The sequence below is a fragment of the Methylocystis sp. genome, from assembly GCF_051061285.1.
Lineage (GTDB): Bacteria > Pseudomonadota > Alphaproteobacteria > Rhizobiales > Beijerinckiaceae > Methylocystis.
Genome location: NZ_JBPFEA010000022.1, coordinates 33838 through 50524, shown reverse-complemented (window position 1 = coordinate 50524; position 16687 = coordinate 33838). Strand labels below are relative to the sequence as shown.

General features: G+C 61.4%; 13 protein-coding genes. 8 read left to right on the top strand and 5 right to left on the bottom strand.

What is annotated here, in order from left to right; genetic code table 11:
- Positions 1-367 precede the first annotated feature (367 nt).
- A complete protein-coding gene (locus ACR65T_RS07525; RefSeq protein ID WP_434495896.1) occupies positions 368-1933 on the top strand; it encodes a hypothetical protein in 1566 nt (521 codons plus the stop codon).
- A gap of 90 nt (positions 1934-2023) precedes the next feature.
- Here the strand turns inward: ACR65T_RS07525 and ACR65T_RS07520 are convergent, their stop codons facing one another.
- On the bottom strand, positions 2024-3049 hold the full coding sequence (locus ACR65T_RS07520) for an HAD family hydrolase (protein ID WP_434495895.1): 1026 nt from the start codon (positions 3047-3049) through the stop codon (positions 2024-2026).
- A 727-nt stretch (positions 3050-3776) separates the two neighbouring features.
- Positions 3777-6059 carry an HWE histidine kinase domain-containing protein gene (locus ACR65T_RS07515; protein WP_434495894.1) on the bottom strand — a complete coding sequence of 761 codons (2283 nt, stop codon included), beginning with the start codon at positions 6057-6059 and terminating at the stop codon, positions 3777-3779.
- A gap of 165 nt (positions 6060-6224) precedes the next feature.
- On the opposite strand from ACR65T_RS07515, the gene ACR65T_RS07510 reads away from it, so the two are divergent.
- Together ACR65T_RS07510 and ACR65T_RS07505 are read left to right on the top strand one after the other, a co-directional pair.
- Positions 6225-6995: a hypothetical protein gene (locus tag ACR65T_RS07510; protein WP_434495893.1), complete on the top strand. Its 771-nt coding sequence runs from the start codon at positions 6225-6227 to the stop codon at positions 6993-6995.
- Positions 6996-7119: 124 nt separating this feature from the next.
- A complete protein-coding gene (locus ACR65T_RS07505) occupies positions 7120-7953 on the top strand; it encodes a class I SAM-dependent methyltransferase (RefSeq protein ID WP_434495892.1) in 834 nt (277 codons plus the stop codon).
- Between the two features lie 381 nt (positions 7954-8334).
- Here ACR65T_RS07505 and ACR65T_RS07500 read toward each other — a convergent pair whose 3' ends face one another.
- Both ACR65T_RS07500 and ACR65T_RS07495 read right to left on the bottom strand, forming a co-directional pair.
- Entirely contained in the window at positions 8335-9711 is a 1377-nt protein-coding gene (locus tag ACR65T_RS07500) for a tryptophanase (protein WP_434495891.1), read from the bottom strand.
- A gap of 328 nt (positions 9712-10039) precedes the next feature.
- Entirely contained in the window at positions 10040-10783 is a 744-nt protein-coding gene (locus tag ACR65T_RS07495) for a hypothetical protein (protein ID WP_434495890.1), read from the bottom strand.
- 201 nt (positions 10784-10984) lie between these two features.
- Between ACR65T_RS07495 and ACR65T_RS07490 the strand changes: the two genes are divergently transcribed.
- Both ACR65T_RS07490 and ACR65T_RS07485 read left to right on the top strand, forming a co-directional pair.
- Positions 10985-11434 carry a hypothetical protein gene (locus ACR65T_RS07490; RefSeq protein ID WP_434495889.1) on the top strand — a complete coding sequence of 150 codons (450 nt, stop codon included), beginning with the start codon at positions 10985-10987 and terminating at the stop codon, positions 11432-11434.
- A gap of 339 nt (positions 11435-11773) precedes the next feature.
- Positions 11774-12571: a lytic murein transglycosylase gene (locus ACR65T_RS07485; RefSeq protein WP_434495888.1), complete on the top strand. Its 798-nt coding sequence runs from the start codon at positions 11774-11776 to the stop codon at positions 12569-12571.
- A gap of 73 nt (positions 12572-12644) precedes the next feature.
- Here the strand turns inward: ACR65T_RS07485 and ACR65T_RS07480 are convergent, their stop codons facing one another.
- Positions 12645-13394, bottom strand: coding sequence for a hypothetical protein (locus tag ACR65T_RS07480; protein ID WP_434495887.1), 750 nt, complete (start codon positions 13392-13394; stop codon positions 12645-12647).
- 474 nt (positions 13395-13868) lie between these two features.
- On the opposite strand from ACR65T_RS07480, the gene ACR65T_RS07475 reads away from it, so the two are divergent.
- From ACR65T_RS07475 to ACR65T_RS07465, 3 genes are all read left to right on the top strand, one after another.
- The gene (locus tag ACR65T_RS07475; protein ID WP_434495886.1) at positions 13869-14636 is read left to right on the top strand and encodes a Bax inhibitor-1/YccA family protein; all 768 of its coding nucleotides are present in this window, start codon (positions 13869-13871) and stop codon (positions 14634-14636) included.
- 114 nt (positions 14637-14750) lie between these two features.
- Positions 14751-15479, top strand: a complete 729-nt coding sequence (locus tag ACR65T_RS07470) for a cytochrome c biogenesis CcdA family protein (RefSeq protein ID WP_434495885.1) — start codon at positions 14751-14753, stop codon at positions 15477-15479.
- The gene (locus tag ACR65T_RS07465) at positions 15437-16654 is read left to right on the top strand and encodes a DUF1624 domain-containing protein (RefSeq protein WP_434495884.1); all 1218 of its coding nucleotides are present in this window, start codon (positions 15437-15439) and stop codon (positions 16652-16654) included. The genes ACR65T_RS07470 and ACR65T_RS07465 overlap by 43 nt, the downstream gene beginning before the upstream one ends.
- Positions 16655-16687: the final 33 nt, after the last annotated feature.

Sequence of the window (16687 nt, the reverse complement as noted above, 5' to 3'; positions counted from 1 at the left end):
AAGGTCCCTGGCTGAATCAGCTTGATGACATTATCGTTGGACACGGCGTATCACTCCTTCAATGGAGAAGTGGAGGCTCGAACACCCCCACGATACGCCGCCTTACCGATTCATGCTGTCACCAACTTTCGGCCATAGCTCCGGCAGCCGGCGAGGCGCCGCCTACTTATAAGAGGGCTCACGGATGCAGACGCGCCAGGTAACGCGGTTTGTTATGCTTGATCGGCATTCCTGGCGCGAAGCAACGGGGGGAAATAAATTGTTTAGGGACGCGAGGTCTGGCGCCATTCTTCTTGCAACCGCCGGCGCCGTCTCTGTCCTGCCGTTAGAACACGCCAAGGCCATGACCGATAAGGAGCAAATGCAAATGCTCCTCAACCAGGTCAGAGAGCTCAAAGCTCGGATGGACAAAAGGGACCGGGAAGAGCGTGAGCGTCGCCGCGTGGAAACGGCGAACGGCGGTTCAAACGCCAAGCAAACCGCCTCAAAGGAAATCGCGTCGAGCGGAACGGCAACGCCGCCGAATAAATTCCTCTACAAAGGTCTGGAGATCATACCGGGCGGCTTTCTGGCGCTGGAGTCCGTCTGGCGCAACCACTGGCTCGGCGCAGACGTCGCCACCCCATTCAACGCCATTCCCTATGGCTTCGCCACGGCCGGCCACACGGACGAGTTCCACTTCAGCGCGCGCGCGACGCGTCCCGCTCTCCTCATACGCGGGGATCTTAGTCCGACGACGCATATTCAGGGCTATTTCGAAACGGACTTCCTTGGCGCAGCCCAGACGGCGAACGCCAACCAAAGCAATTCATACAATCTCCGCGTTCGACAGGCCTACACGAATATCGACAATGACGATTATGGGCTTCATTTCACGGCAGGTCAGACCTGGTCGCTCATAACGATGAATTCTGCGGGGACCCGGCCGGATACGTCGTTACAGCCGCCGACGATCGACCACAATTACATGCCCGGCTATGTCTGGGATCGAAATCCTGGCGTCCGCATCTATAAGGACTTCGGAAAGCAATTTTGGTTGGCTCTGGCCGCAGAGGGCTCGGCCAACACCTTCGCAGTGCCCGGCCCAGGATTCGGGCCCGTCTCCACGCTCCTTCCAAACAACCTGGGGATTCCCGCGCCCGCGGTCCTCGGCCTGGCGACGAACGGCGGCGCATTCAATACTTTGAACACTTATTCCTTCAACCGACTTCCCGATCTCATCGGCAAGGTCGCATGGGATGCGCCACTCGGCGACCGGACGGTGCATCTGGAAGCGTTCGGGGTGGCGCGCGAGATGACCGAGCGCGTCTATTTCGGCAATCATCGAGTTTGGGCCGGCGGCGTTGGCGCCGGCGCAATCGTCCCGATCATTCCTAAAATCCTGGATTTTCAAGTATCGGGAATGGTCGGACGCGGGGTCGGCCGTCTTGCTGCGAGCCAGCTTCCCGACGCGACCTATTCCGTTTTCGGCGCGCTCGAGCCCCTCCATCAGCGCAGCCTGCTCGTCGGCCTGACATTGCATCCCACGCCGCAAACCGATGTTTTCGCATTCGCGGGCGGCGACATCGCCGGCAAGAACCCGCAAGTCGCGGCCATCAACGGCACGATCTATGCCGGCGGATATGGCAATCCGCTCTATAACAATGTCGGCTGTAGTCTGGAAAATCCCATATCGCAGGTTACGCCGGGCGTCGCCGCACCCGTTCCACTTGCTGCGCTCGGCAATCCCCTTTTCGGTTGTTCCGGACAGACCCACGCTTTGCGGGAACTCACCACTGGAGGCTGGCACACATTCTACGATGGACCGGCCGGCAAAATCAGGGTCGGCGTGCAATTCGCCCATATCATTCGTAACGGCTTCACCGCGGTCGGCGGCGCGCCACGCGGCTCCGAAAACCAATTATTGACCAGCTTCCGTTACTTCCCCTTCTAGGGCCGGATGGGGCTCTATTAATTTTGATGAGGGGTGATTCAGTCCTGACGCGTCTGAGCCTGTGCAATGAACTCGCACCCCCCATGCGCTTCATTGTTCGAAAGCCCATATCCGGCTCCAATCGCTTTTCATGCTGATGACGAACCAACCGTGCCGCTTCGCCTCGTCATGCAAGGACTGAGGAAAAGCCCCAATTCTGGTGTCAGGCAATCCGAGCGCCGGACCATAGGCGTATTCGCGCTGGGCGTCGTCGTGCAAAACCAACATTCCGAATCGCGCGCCGTCCCCCGACGTCGTGTATTCGAGCATCTGCCGGTCGCCCGTTGAGTTCCCGAATGCGGCGCGCGGCCGACGACCGATCATCAAATGGATTGCCTCGGGCTTGCCGGCGCCGACGTCGCTGAGCAGCGTATCGGGGCTCTCGATGAGAACGGGACGCCCACGCTCGTCATAACGGTAGCTTACGCTCTCCAGAGTCCCGACCACCTGCTCGGGCGGAACGCCATAGGTCCGCTCTGCATAGACCCGCACGAAATCTTGCCCGCCTCCGGTGACGATGTAGGTCCGATAGCCGTTGGCGCGCAGATGCTTCATCAACTCGAGCATCGGCAGATACGTCAGCTCGGTATAGCGGCGCCCCCAGCGCGGGTGTCTCGCTGTCTCAAGCCATTTCTCCGCATCCGCTCTAAACTGCTCGACGCTCATGCCGCTGGGCTGCACGGCCATGATCTTGATGAGCTCCTTCGTGGAAAGCTTCGATATCGCCGCCATGTTGCGAGAGAGCGCTGTCTTGAAGGGTTCGATCTTCGCCAGCGCGGGTCTTGCCTGTACGACGGCAGGCAGGCGATCCAGACAATACATCAACTGTGGATATATCGGATGGGACGCCCATAGCGTGCCATCCTGATCGAAGACCGCGATGCGCTCCTCGGGCGGGGCGAATTTCGTACTGGATGGATCGGTCGTCGCTCGAATGAATTCGACGATTGCATGTTTGGTCGGACCTTCGTTCCATGACGGAAGCGGATCGCTTCCCGCCCTGACAGACGATCCCGCCATCAGGCATGTTGTGACCATCACAGCGATCAGGAATCTCAATCGAACCAGCGCTTTCATCAGTCCTCCCTGATAAGCCGACAGTCGTCCAAAGCGCGCCTCCGACGACGTCGCATGTCAGCGCTAACGAATGCTCGACGATAGACGATGGGCGAGGCCATTTATAAGCGATTTGCGTGATCGATTGTGGTTGCCATCCCGACGCGAACATGAGTCGCCTTCGAGCCCGGCGCCTCGACTTTGGGAGCAGCTGCTTCGCGCCGAAAATCTATCGAGAGCCACAAGCGCCGCGACAAATTTGCAACGCTTGGCGCAATTCGTCGATGAAAGACGCGAGAAGATCGGAACAGAGCTTGATTTCATTCGTTGTTAGGATGACGCTCCTAAATCGGTTGTTCAGTGGTCCGTCTCTAAAGAAGGAGATTTCCAATGACCACCAGGAAGCTTCAGCGAAGGCGAAGCGCGATCAGGTCGCTTCTCCAGAACCTCGAAACTCGTCCGTTCTGCGGGGATCATTTGCCGCACTCCGGCGGATGGCTGAGTCAGCCCCGGCCGAAACTGTCGCGCGGCTCGTCCAGCGTCGGCGGTCAAGGCGATCGTCGATAGAGATTTGCGGCGGCGGCGCCTGTGAGCGCCTCAGCCGCGCCAGCATTGGACGCGGACAGCGTTCCGCAAGCGAACGCCCCGACCGTGGATGTAACGGCGGGGCGTTCTGCATAGAGCGGCAGAGGTCGCATGCAGCCTCGATAGAGGGTCCTTGGAGGCGGCGGCAGCTCTTGCCGCGGCGCTACTTTTCGGCTCGGGGGGATTCCGGCGCCTCCAGCACATTCTCAATCGGGCAGTCGAAGTCCCAGACAACGCCTGCGCTGTCGTATTGGAGGCTTGCATCCCCTCTCAGGTTCAGTCTGATCATGTCACGAATGACTGTGGACCCGAAGCCGTTGCGCGCGGGCGGAACGACCGTGGGACCCTCCGTCTCACGCCAGCGCATCGTGAAGCGCCGGCCTTCGCCATCGTGCTCGCGGACGCCCCATTCGATGTCGACGCGGCCATCCGAATTGGACAGAGCGCCATATTTGACGGCGTTGGTCGCCAGCTCATGCAGCGCCATGCTGAAAGATTGCGACGCCGCGGCCGAGATGATCAGCGGCGGGCCCGTTAGCGCGATGCGATAGCCGATCAAATCCTCCAGATGGGCGAGCTGCGAGCGCACGAGATCGCCTAGCGGGACGCCTTGCCAATCGCTGGCGACCAGCAGGTCCTGATTGGCGGCGAGAGACAAAATGCGCTCCTGAAATGTTTCCTCGAAGTCGCGTCCTGAATCGCCCGCGGTCGCTCGTGCGATGGCCAGCACGATGCTCAACATGTTTTTCGAGCGGTGATTGAGCTCGCGCATGAGAAGAGCGCGCTGTTCCTCCGCGCGCACGCGTTCAGTCACATCCCTCGATAGCACGGCGACTCGCGGGCTTTCCGCTTCCTCGATGCGGAAGACAAAGGCGTCGTAGATCTTGCCGAGCGCGCGCGCTCTGCGGACGACGCGTTCGGCGTTCCCGGACACCCCGACTCTGCCGATCGTATCGATCCAATCCTTTTCCAGGCTGGGCGCAAGCGCGCGACCGCTCCGCCCTTCAACGTTCTTCAGCCCGGTAATCGCCTCAAATGCTGGATTGACTTCAAGGAAGCGGTAGTCGACCGCATGACCTTCCTCGTCATAGAGCGGCTCGACCACCGTGAAGCTTTCGTCAATGGATTCGAACAGCAGGCGGTACCGCGACTCGCTGTTGCGCAGCGCCTCCTCCGCGCGCGCCCGCTCAATCGCCGACCACGTTCGCTCGGCGACATCTTCGGCGACCGCCGCCTGAGCGGCGCTCCACGTCCGCGGTAGCCGCGAATGAACGGTAACCACCGCGACCAGCCGGTCGTCCTTGACCAGCGGCGCGGCCAGAAAAGCGGAAATCGAACGGCTTTCGAATGACCTTAGGGTCTCAGGCGCCGCCGTGCGCGGGTCGTTGCGGACGTCGCTGACGACGATTGTTTTGCCACGCTTGAGGTCTGCGATCAGGGCCTCCCCCCAACTCTCGAGACGATGGCGGCCGGCGCTGCCTGGCGCCGCGCCGTCGTTCCAGTCGTGCTCAACAGTTGCGTATTCGCCGGCCTCGTCGATCTCCGCATAGGCTGCCTGGTTGGCTTCGAGGCGCCGGCCCAGGACCCCGCTTGCCGCAGCCTGAATCGCCACGGGATCCGCCAGCGGGCGCAAACGGTCATTCAGATCGATGAGGAGATTTTGCCGAGCCTCGCGGTCCCGACGGTTCACCTCGCACGTCAGCTGCTCCATCGTGTCGCTTATGGCGAGTAGGATCAGGTTAAGCTGGTCGAGCCGACGGCCATTCAGCAGCATCACGCGAGGACCGAAGCCTTGGAACACGTGTTCGATCTGGTAGTCGTCGAAACTCTGGCGGCGAGGGAGAATGTCCTCAAGCAGCCGTCGCAGCTCCGGGGTGTCCCACTGGCCATTGCCCAGCTCGTAAACGAGACGTCCTTCCGTCTCTTTGGGGTCTCCACCGAAGAGACGATAGAAGGGCCGATTCGCCGAGTGAACCGTGAGGTCCCAGTGGAGAACCAATAGCGCTTCACGCACGCTGTCGATCAGTTTCTCGGCGAATTCTATTCGGCCATCGAGTTCATCACGGAGCCGCTCACGCTCGGTGTCATCGGATATCGCAAGCAGGATGCAATCTTTTTCATCCGGCCTGCGGATGCGCTTGGCCTTGAGCCGCAGGATGCGCCGGCCGACACCTTCGAAGACCTGTTCGACGCGGTAATCCTCGATCGTACTGTCCCGCTCCACAATTTGTTCAAGCAGGCGCCGCAGCTCCGGAATGTCCCATTGCCCGTCGCAAATCCCATAAACCGGCCGGCCGACTGTCTCCTCGCGCGTCACCCGAAACTGGCTGAGAAACGCCTTGTTGGCGACCTCGACCGTGAGCTGTGAATCGAGCGCCAACAGGGGCAAGCCCACGGTCTCCAGGATCGAGCTCGCATAGGCGGAAATGTCCGTCTCGGTTGACATGCCTACCGAACTCAGATCGACGATCGCCCTCGCGAAAGGTAAGGCGTTTGGACGCGAGAGGAACCCCGTAATGCGGAAGGCAGGCGGGCAAGGGGGTGCGATCGTCCGGCGAATCTCGATTATGATGCCCGTCAATCGCCATTCACTGTCGATTCGAGGGGAAACGTGCTTTTAAAATTCTGGATGTCGCAGACGACGCTGGTCATGGCGCTCATGCTCACATTCGCCATGGCCGCCGTCGCGCTTTTCCTGTGCTGGCTTAGCTTCGCCTCGCGCTTTGCCGCCTATGTGCAGAACTGGAAAGGCGTCGTGCCGCCCTTCGTGGCCGTCCCGGCGACCCTGTTTGGCCTGCTGATGACGTTCCTCTCGCAGGACGTCTGGGACGCAAATCGCAGCGCCTATCGCGCCATCGCCATGGAGCGCGAGCAATTGGCGACGCTCGCGGCGCTTTCGGGCAATCATGGACTCAACGCGGATGATATTCCGCGCGCCGTGCGTGACTATGTGGAAACCGCCGTTGGCCTCGAATGGAAGACCATGGAAGACGGCAAAGAATCGCCGGAAACCGAGGCCGCGCTGAACAGACTCACGCGCGCGGTCGCCAGCGCGCGAATCGAGCCGGCCTTTCAGCGCGCGCTCGTCGATACGGTGATGCGTTTGCGATCGGCGCGGGAACAGCGACTCGCGATTGCGGGGGCCTTTCCCGACGATCGCAAATGGGCGGCGGTGATCATCATCGCCTTCATCACGCAAATCGCCCTTGCGATCGTGCATCTCGACCGCCCGAGGCCTCAGCTTCTCGCGCAGGCGATTTTCGCTTTGGCGGCGATCGTCCCCATATCGCTCGTCGCATCCGTGGACGATCCCTATTCGCCGCCCAGTGCGGTGAGTTCGGAGCCGCTTGCGCAACTCCTGGAGCGCTATCCGCAAAAGTGACCGGGCCGCCCTCTGTGAAAGCGCCCTGCAGAGGCAGCTAAGAGTTCCAAGAAAATTGCATTAACCTTCAACGAGCGGCGAGGCGCGTTGCTGCGCCGAACCCGGGTTCGATCGAGACAGCCAAATGGTCGAAATACGAAAGGTGGTTGGAACCGCTTTTGTCGTGGCGGAATTCCGCAATGATGAAAACAAGGAAGCTCATCCGCTCTACCGCGATCCCTTTGTCCACCTGTTCCTCAATCGGGAATCGAAAGAGGCGGCGGATCGCATTTCTCAATCGTTCCCGCCGATCAGGAACAATGTGCGACTGAGGACGCGCTACTTCGACGACCGGCTTCGTCTTCAGATCGATCAAGGATGCCGACAGATCCTCATACTTGGCGCCGGACTCGACACAAGGCCGCAGCGGATCGCGGCCGAAGGCGTCGCCTATTTCGAGATCGATGCTGCAGAAACCCAGGCGTTCAAGAAGGCGAAACTCGAAGCAAGCGATGTTGATCCCAATACGAAATATATCGGGGCGGATTATGTGACGGATGGAATGATCGGTCTCCTTGGTCGAAACGGATTTGATTTCAAACTTCCCACGCATGTCATATGGGAAGGGAACACGATGTATTTGGATGAAGCGGCGGTCTGCCAGATCTTGACGGACCTCATGCGCCACATCAAGAGCTGCTCGGCGTCCTTCGACTATATGGCTGAGGATGTAGTCAACAACGCCACTGGCGATCCTGAAATCACCAGCGTCGTCGAGAGATTCGCCGCCATGGGCGCTCCTTGGACGTACGGGATCGAGAATCTTGCGGAGCAAGCCGCGCGGTGCGGGGCGAGCGTGCTCGATCGTTGCACAGTCGCCGACCTTCATCGGACCTATTGGCCGGATCAGCCGTTAACGTCGCCTCTTTACGGGCGATATTCGCTTTGCACGGTGGGGAATGCTGTAACTTTGCAGTAGGGTCGCGCCGGGCCTTTCCCAGCGCTACATGGATTAAATCACAAAATAGGAGCCCTCTATGCCCCAAGGCGTTCGCTTCACAGGCGCTTACGAAGTCTCAGCGTTGCCGGCGCTGATCCCGGGAAGCTGGTATATTGGGTTTGCATGCAAAAAGTGCGGTCAGCACTTCGCCATTTTGACCGAGCCTACAGGCACGGGCGCTTTGGAGATATCCGGGCCCGCGACGTTCAGCGTGACGTGTCCGAACTGCGACACACGCGGCGAATATTCCGCGACCGACATTACACAGTTTCAGGCGGCTCAGGGCGGCCCATCGTCGACCGCCTGAGGCGAGTCGCCGTCCCCTGGCGGCCCCTCACTTGCCGCAACAGCGCTCGCGGCTCAACCGGCCCGTTCGTAATGGGCGGTGAAGTGCCGCAGAAATGGCGCCTGTTCAGTGATCCGGTAGGCTTCGATTGACTCGCGCTGGCGGCCGATGGCGTCCAGCACTTCAATCAGATAGTCGAAATGGCTCTGCGTATAGACCCGGCGAGGGAACGCCAACCGCACCAATTCGTGCGACGCTGGGATTTCCTCTCCCCCCTCTGGCGCAGGCTTTCCAAACATGACGCTGCCGAGCTCGACGGCGCGAACGCCGCCTTCGAGATAAAGCGCGTTGACGAGCCCGATGCCGGGATAGTCGCTGGCCTTCAGATGCGGGCAAAACGCGGCCGCGTCGATGAATATGGCGTGGCCGCCGGCTGGGCGCACGATCGGTATGTCGCGCGAGATCAGCGCCGACGCCACATATTCGACGGTCGCATGCCGATAGCGCTGATAGTCATATTCCAACGCTTCCAACAGGCCGACGGAGATTGCTTCCAGATCACGGCCGGCGAGACCGCCGTATGTCGGAAATCCTTCGGTCAGGATGAGCAGGTTACGGAAATCATCCGCCCATGAATCATTGTTGCAGGCCAGAAATCCACCGATATTTGCGAGCCCGTCCTTCTTTGCGCTCATCGTCGCCCCATCGGCGAACGAAAACATTTCCCGCGCGATTTCCAACAGGCTCCGATCGGCGAAGCCCTGTTCGCGCTCTTTGATGAAGAACGCGTTTTCCGCAAAGCGGCATGCGTCGATGATCAGCGGGATGTTATGCTTTTCCAAGATTTGCTTGACGCTCCGGACGTTCTCCATCGACACCGGTTGGCCTCCACCGGTGTTGTTGGTCACTGTCAGCATGCAGAAAGGAATATTTCCGGCGCCTTCGGCCTCGATCAACTGCGCGAGTCGCGCGAGGTCCATATTTCCCTTGAACCGTTTTTCAGAATGCAAATCGCGCGCTTCGGTCGACGGCAAATCCGTCGCGACGGCGCCGACATATTCGATGTTCGCGCGTGTCGTATCGAAGTGACCGTTGTTGGGAACGACATTCCCCTTTTTCAAACGCGTCGCAGCCAGAATGCGCTCGGCGGCGCGTCCTTGATGCGTGGGGAAAATATGTTTGAAACCGGTAATCTCGCGCACGGTTCGTTCGAAGCGCCGCCAGGAGCGACTGCCGGCGTAGCTCTCGTCGCCGAGCATGAGAGCCGCCCATTGGCGGTCGGACATGGCGCCCGTGCCGCTGTCGGTCAGCAGGTCGATGGTGACGTGGTCGGCGTCCAGAAGGAAGACGTTGTTGAACGCCCTGGCGAGAAGGACTTCACGCTCGCTGCGCGTGGTGATGGGCAGCGCCTCGGTCATCTTGATGCGAAACGGCTCGATGATCGTTCTCACGGGAATGCTCGCGATTGAATGCCGAAACCGACCGGGCTGTCGGCCACGTGCTCTTCAAATGGGCACCATCGCATGGCTGGTCCACTTCCTTTCGCCAAGCGCGAAGTGCCGGCATCGCCGCTTCTTTCAGAGGGGCGCGAGCTTCTTCGCTCTCGTAGATGATTCACTGGCGATCGTCGGGCAGTTCGCGAGCGTTCTGGCGTTCGCGCATTTGACGCGGCAAGCGCATGGCGGCGATCGGATGCCGACAGATTGCGCTAACCCTGCCGTGTCGCCCGGAAATGCAGCGACATCAATTATGGGCGACTGCGCCGTTCAACGGCGATCGTTACTGCTTCTCCCCGAGCCGTCCGAAAAACTTGCGAACCGAATTCGCGGTGCGCTTCAGAAAAGTGGAGAGGCCGTCGGTCTTTCGAGAGGCGTGACGGCTGGCGTTCCTGTCCTTGGCTTGCTGCTTCGGTTTGGCGTCCACGCCGCCATTGACCGCTCGGCGCTTTGACTCAGAGGCATTTTGCTCTTGTTCGGGCCTGATCTGCTCACGCGATCTTTCCGGCGCGACGGCCGCAGGCTCCGCATTTGAATTCTTGTCCGGCTTTGCAGTCGAGGCGCCTTCAGGGACGCGCGGAACGGGCGACGGCAGAGTCGCCGCTGGCGCAGCCTCATTTCCAGGGAGAGCCTTGTCTCCCTGCTCACGCTCTTGGGATGGAGACGGCGCTTTGATGCCCGGCGCGGCGCCCGGCGCAACAGGATTCTGTTTTGATCCTTCTGAGGTTTCGGCCGGAGGCGCGGCAATGATTGCGGCGTCGCTCGACCCTGCCGGCGCGGCGCGGCTCGGATGTGTCGGCGCGTCGTTTGTCGGCGCGCTCCCATTCTCCATGGGCTTTGTCGCCGGGGCGTGCGACGTCTCCGCCTTGGGCAATGCGCCTTGGCTGCGATTGATCGTTTGCTTTTTTGTCGGCGGCGACACGCCGGGCGCGTTAGCGCGATTGGTGGAGTCGACAGGGCCCCACAGCGCTGTTGTGAGGCCAATGACGGAAACCAAACCGCCAACAACGACGAGGCTGGCGATCATGATGATCCGGCCGGCGCGACTCGGCCGCTTGTCGAGAACCGTTCCGTCGTGGCGGCTTACAAGAGGTACAAGTGCTGTTGCTGAAGCTTCATCATTGGCGCCCGCCAAGTGTTGGTTCGCAGACCCAAGATCCTCGGACAGGCTGATGCGCTCCACCACGAAGCCGCTATCCGATGGCGACGAGTCCAGATCTGAAATGGAATGGTCGTCGCCAACGCCCGCCGCTTCCGCTTCATCCGGTCTAGCGATCGTTTCTCGTCGCCGTTCTTCTTCCTGGTGACGCTTGAAGCCTTCGATGAGCCAGTTATCGACCGGAACTTCCTTGCTTGCCGTATGCGCGCTACGGGATTGATGACTCGCCGCTTTTGCGCGCTCCTCCTCTTGCCGGCGCCTGAAGGCTTCAGCGATCCAGTTACCGCCGGATCCGTCGTGAGCGCGGCGCGTTTCGGCGATGTCGACATCGCCTGGGGAAGAGCCGCGCTCGCCGCTTCGCCGCGCGTCTTCGCGGCGTTTCAAGGCGCCGAGCGTCCAATCGCTTTCGAGAATTTCTTGCAAAATCTCATCCCCACTCACCGGCTCCGCTCCTGCGCTCAAGGCTGCAGCGACGATCATCCGGGAACGCATGAGGTCTACACCAATGTTCGATGCTAGCCGACTGAGGGCGTGCGTCAATGATCCTGGGCTAGACTCCAACTTGGTCAAGTTGGAGGCGCGCCAAATGTCGGCTCGAACAGCCCCATAACGCAAGCGTCGCTCAAACAGGGGCAGCCGCGATCGAACGTCCAATGCCGAGCTTACGACACGCCATGTGGAGTCGCCATGTGGTGTCGCCATGTGGACGCGCCATGTGACGGTGGCGCAGAAACGGCCATTCGAGGTAAGCTCTCGCTGGAGCGGGAAGAGATACAAAAGAGCTGGAACGCCGCGGCGGCCGCGCCTGGTGGCCACGACGGAAGCGAGTTCAGAAATTTAGACAAAAGGAAACAGACTATGCGGACCGTCCTCAAATTTTCGATTGCGCTGGCGTTTGTTGGAATCTCCCATCCCGCACTGGCGGCCCAGTGCGGACGCTCGGCGGCGGGCTTCGACAATTGGAAGCAGGAATTTGCTCAGGAGGCGCGCGGCCAAGGCATAGGTCAGGCTGGCATCAGCGCGCTGATGGGCACCCATTACAACGCGGCGACGATTTCCGCCGATCGCGGCCAGAAGAGCTTCCGCCTTTCGCTCGACCAATTCCTCGCCAAGCGCGGCGGCTCGGCCATCGTGTCGCGCGGCCGCGCGCTCAAGCGGTCTTACGGCGGACTCTTCGCCCAGATCGAGCAGCGCTACGGCGTGCCGCCGGGGCCCCTTCTCGCGATCTGGGGAATGGAGACCGGCTTTGGCGCGGTGCATGGCAACCAGCACGCGCTGTCGGCTGTCGCGACATTGGCCTATGACTGCCGCCGCTCCGACTATTTCACCGATCAGCTCTATGCCGCGCTGACGCTGGTCGATCGCGGCGCGCTGTCGCCGAGCGCCCGCGGCTCGATGCATGGCGAAATCGGCCAGACCCAGTTCCTGCCGAAAAACATCCTGAACTACGGCGGAGGCGGCAATCTCGACAGCGCGGCGCCCGCGCTCAACGCCACGGCGAATTTCCTTCACGCCCATGGCTGGCGCGCCGGCGGCGGCTATCAGCCCGGCGAAAGCAATTTCGGGGCGATCCAGGCGTGGAACGCGGCCTCGGTCTATCAACAGGCGATTGCGCAGATCGGCCGACAGATCGACGGCGGCGGCGCCTCCCAGTGACGCGCCAAGCCAAAAAAACGCCGGCGCAATTGGCGCCGGCGCTCATTCCAAAAGCGCCCGAGGCGAGGCGCTATCACTCAGCCGGAGTCGCCTCGGGTCCGTGATCCTCGTCTGGCGCAGTCGGCGGAGGCGGCGGCGGGGGTTTGTGAGCCTTGGCCGCAGCCGTCGTCTCGCGACGGCGATGGACGAGATAGATCGCGAAGGCGGCGACCGTGCCGAGGCCGAGCGTAAGATAGATCGGCAGGGCGCGCATGAAGCTCTTTCCCACCGAGAAGGGGAAGCGCGACACCCAACGCTCTCCATGATCGCCTGTGACGGTGACGATGCCGACGAAATACCCGGGTTCATTGAACGTATGTTCGAAATTAATGGTGCCCGTCGGGTAGCTCTTGGGTTCCCGGTAGGCGACAGTGACGGCCTGGAGATCCTCGTTTTCCTTCTCCTCCCCGCCGACATCCTTGACGATGCGCAGTTCGACCTTCATGTCGCGCAGCTCTTCCTGCTCCGCGTCGAAAACCATGATGATCGGCCCGGTGGCCGGAATGTCCTCGCAGAATTCGTTCTTGGACGCCTCCGGCAGATAGCCGGTGAAATTCATGATATCCGGGCCAATGAAGAGCCGGCACCGGCCTTCGGCCGCCCCCAAGCGCCCATGCGCCTCGGCCGGAGCGGGCGCGCCGGCGACCAGCGCCACGACGCCAGCCGCGGCCAAAAAAATCGCGAGGCGAACGCCTCTCGCGAAACGGCAAGCGCCCTGCGGCGTGAAGCGATCTTCGCCCACGTCCGGCGCGGGATGCGCTTCCGGATTTCCACCATCACGCATGATGACCTCCTGGGTCTTCGTGTGACAAGAACACGCGACTCTCAGAAATGTTGCCTTCGCGCCGCACAGCCCGCCCCCGTAAAGCTTACGCTCCAGGGAGCCGCTCTAACAACGCCTGAGGCTTGATGTTAGCGGATTTCGCCGCATCAGCAAGGGTGCGACGATCAGTCGCTGTTTCCGCGCTGCGCAACGTGGCGGGTCCACCCCGCGCGCGGCGCTGTCGGGATCGCCGGCGCTCAAACGAACGCCGCGCCGAGGAATCGATTTTGCAGCGCGAAAATAAAATTGACCAAAATCAGAAAAAATATCGTAAGTCTGCTCTCCGTCGTGAAACCACGTTAAAAACCACCTTAACAAGAGTTCATTCGTGGAAAGCTTGCCACCCAATTAAGGCGGAGCCATATTCAGCGCGAGGCTGGGGTGCGCTTCCCATATTGCGAAACGCGGAACAGCCAACCAGACCAAGAGGATCACATGTCCAACTTCGACCGCAACACCAGCTTCGGCTACGGGCGCGGGGTCGCGCGGCCGACGACGGCTGAGATCGACCAGGGCCTGCGCGCCTATATGCTTGGCGTCTATAATTATATGACGCTCGGCCTCGGCGTGACCGGGCTCGTCGCGCTCGGCGTTTACATGCTTGCTGTCGCCAAGGTGGCGCCCGGCGCGATCGAGCTGACATCCTTCGGCCACACGCTCTACGCCACGCCCCTCCGCTGGGTGGTGATTCTGTCGCCGCTGGCGTTCATTTTCTTCATGGGCGCGCGCGCGAACACGATTTCGGCGGCGACGGCCCGCAATCTCTTCATCGCCTTCGCGGCGGTGATGGGATTGTCGATGTCCTCGCTTCTGCTCGTCTTCACGGGCGTATCGGTCGCGCGGGTATTCTTCATTACCGCCGCAGCGTTCGGCGGGCTGAGCCTTTATGGCTACATGACGCAGCGGGATCTGTCGGCCTTCGGCTCCTTCCTGGTGATGGGCGTCTGGGGGCTCGTGATCGCCGGCCTCGTCAATCTGTTCCTGCAGTCGACTGGCCTGCAGTTCGCGCTGTCGATCATCGCGGTTCTTGTGTTCGCCGGCCTGACGGCCTGGGACACGCAGAACATCAAGGACATGTATTACAGCAGCGACAGCTATGAAGTCGCGCAGAAGAAGAGCGTTTTTGGCGCGCTCTCGCTCTATCTGGACTTCATCAACATGTTCCAGTCGCTGCTGTTCCTGTTCGGCCAGCGCAACAACTAAACGGTCGACCAGACCGATTGAGAGCCCCGCTTCGGCGGGGCTTCTTCTTGCGTACGCCTCTGCGGGACGGCCCGCCTGTGGCAGACGCGCCGAGCGACCTAACGAGGACCCTTAATGGCGGACGTCACATTCCCGGCTGCTGCGGCGGCGGGATTACTGTCCTTCCTCTCCCCCTGCGTCCTGCCTCTGGTGCCGCCCTACCTGACCTATCTTGCCGGCGTCAGCATGGAGGATCTCGAACTCGAGACCCGCTCCCGCGCGCGGCGCGACATTCTGCTGTCGTCGATTCTGTTCGTTCTTGGCTTTACGACGGTCTTCGTCGCGCTTGGCGCGACGGCCAGCGCCTTCGGCGGCGTGCTGCGCGCCAATCTGCATATCCTGTCCTGGGTCGCGGGCGGGATTATCATTCTGATGGGCTTGCACTTTATCGGCCTGCTGAAGGTCAGCCTCTTGTATCGCGAGAAGCGCGCCGAGATCACGAAGCCGATAGGGCTTTTCGGCTCCTATGTCATGGGCCTCGCTTTCGCCTTCGGCTGGACGCCCTGCATCGGGCCGATCCTCGCCGCGATCCTCGCCGTCGCCGGAACGCAGGAGACGGTGACGCTCGGCGCCGCTCTGCTCGCAACCTATTCGCTCGGCCTCGGTCTGCCTTTCATCCTGGCCGGCTTGGCGCTCGGCCGCTTCCTCGCTTTCGTCGCGCGTTTCCGCCGGCATTTCGGCAAAGTCGAAAAAATCGTCGGCGTGCTGCTCGTCTTTACCGGCGTCGCCTTTCTGACTGGCGGCGTGCAGGAGATGTCCTATTGGCTACTGGAGCTGTTTCCCGGGCTCGCCAAGCTCGGATAGGCGGAACGCAAAACCCGCTCTATGACGAGCATCGGCTGCCGGAGATCGACCGGCTGCGCGGCCTCGTCATGGTCCTCATGGCGCTCGACCACATGCGCGACTTCTTCGACGCGGACGTCATGCGCTTCTCGCCGACGGATCTCGATCACACCTATCCTTTTCTGTTCTTCACGCGCTTCATCACGCATTTCTGCGCGCCGACCTTCACCGTTCTCGCCGGCGTGAGCGCCTATCTCTACGGCGTGAAGGTGAAAGACCCCGCGGCGCTTTCGAAATTTCTCGCCGCGCGCGGTCTGTGGCTCATCCTGCTCGAAGTCGCCGTCATCAGCCCGATCTGGAGCATGGGCTGGGGCCGGATCGAACTGGCGACGCTTTGGGCGATCGGCTGCAGCCTCGTGGCCCTCGCCGCCCTCTCGCGCCTGTCGCCGCGAACCGTGCTGCTCGTCGGCGTCGCGATCATCTTCGGCCATAATCTCCTCGATGGGATTCACGCCGCCGACCTTGGCGCGTTCGGACCGTGGTGGTCTCTGCTGCACGAACCCGGCAAACTGCCCTTCGGCGCGCCGGGCGGCGTCCTCTATCCGGCGCTTCCCTGGATCGGCGTCGGCGCGCTGGGTTACGGAATCGGGCCGCTGTTCCTCAAGCCGGCGATACGGCGCGACCGCACGCTCTATCTCGCCGGCGGCGCGGCGCTGGCGCTTTTCGTCGTGCTGCGATTCTCCAATCTCTACGGCGATCCGCGTCCCTGGAGCGTGCAGCGTGACTCCATTTTCACCCTGCTCTCCTTTCTCAACGTCACGAAATATCCGCCCTCGCTTCTCTATCTTCTGGTGACGCTTGGCGGCGCGGCGTTGACGCTGCCCGCGTTGGCGCGCGCCGGCGAAAAGATCGGCGAGGCGCTGACGGTCTTCGGCCGAACCCCGTTGTTCTTTTATGTCCTGCATCTTTACGTCGGCGCCTTCGCGGCGCTGGCGCTCACCTTGGCGCGCGGCTATTCCCTGCAGGACGTCGCCGCCTGGGCAAAAGGCGCAGGCCCGCCGCCGGAATTCGGCGCGGGGCTCGCGGGCGCTTACGTCGCGTGGATATTGATTGTATTGGCGCTGTACCCGCTGTGCCGCTGGTTTGCGGAGGTGAAGCGCCGACGCCGCGATCTCTGGTGGCTGACGTATTTGTGACGACGCGGCGCCAAGTTGGCGCACGGCGTCGCC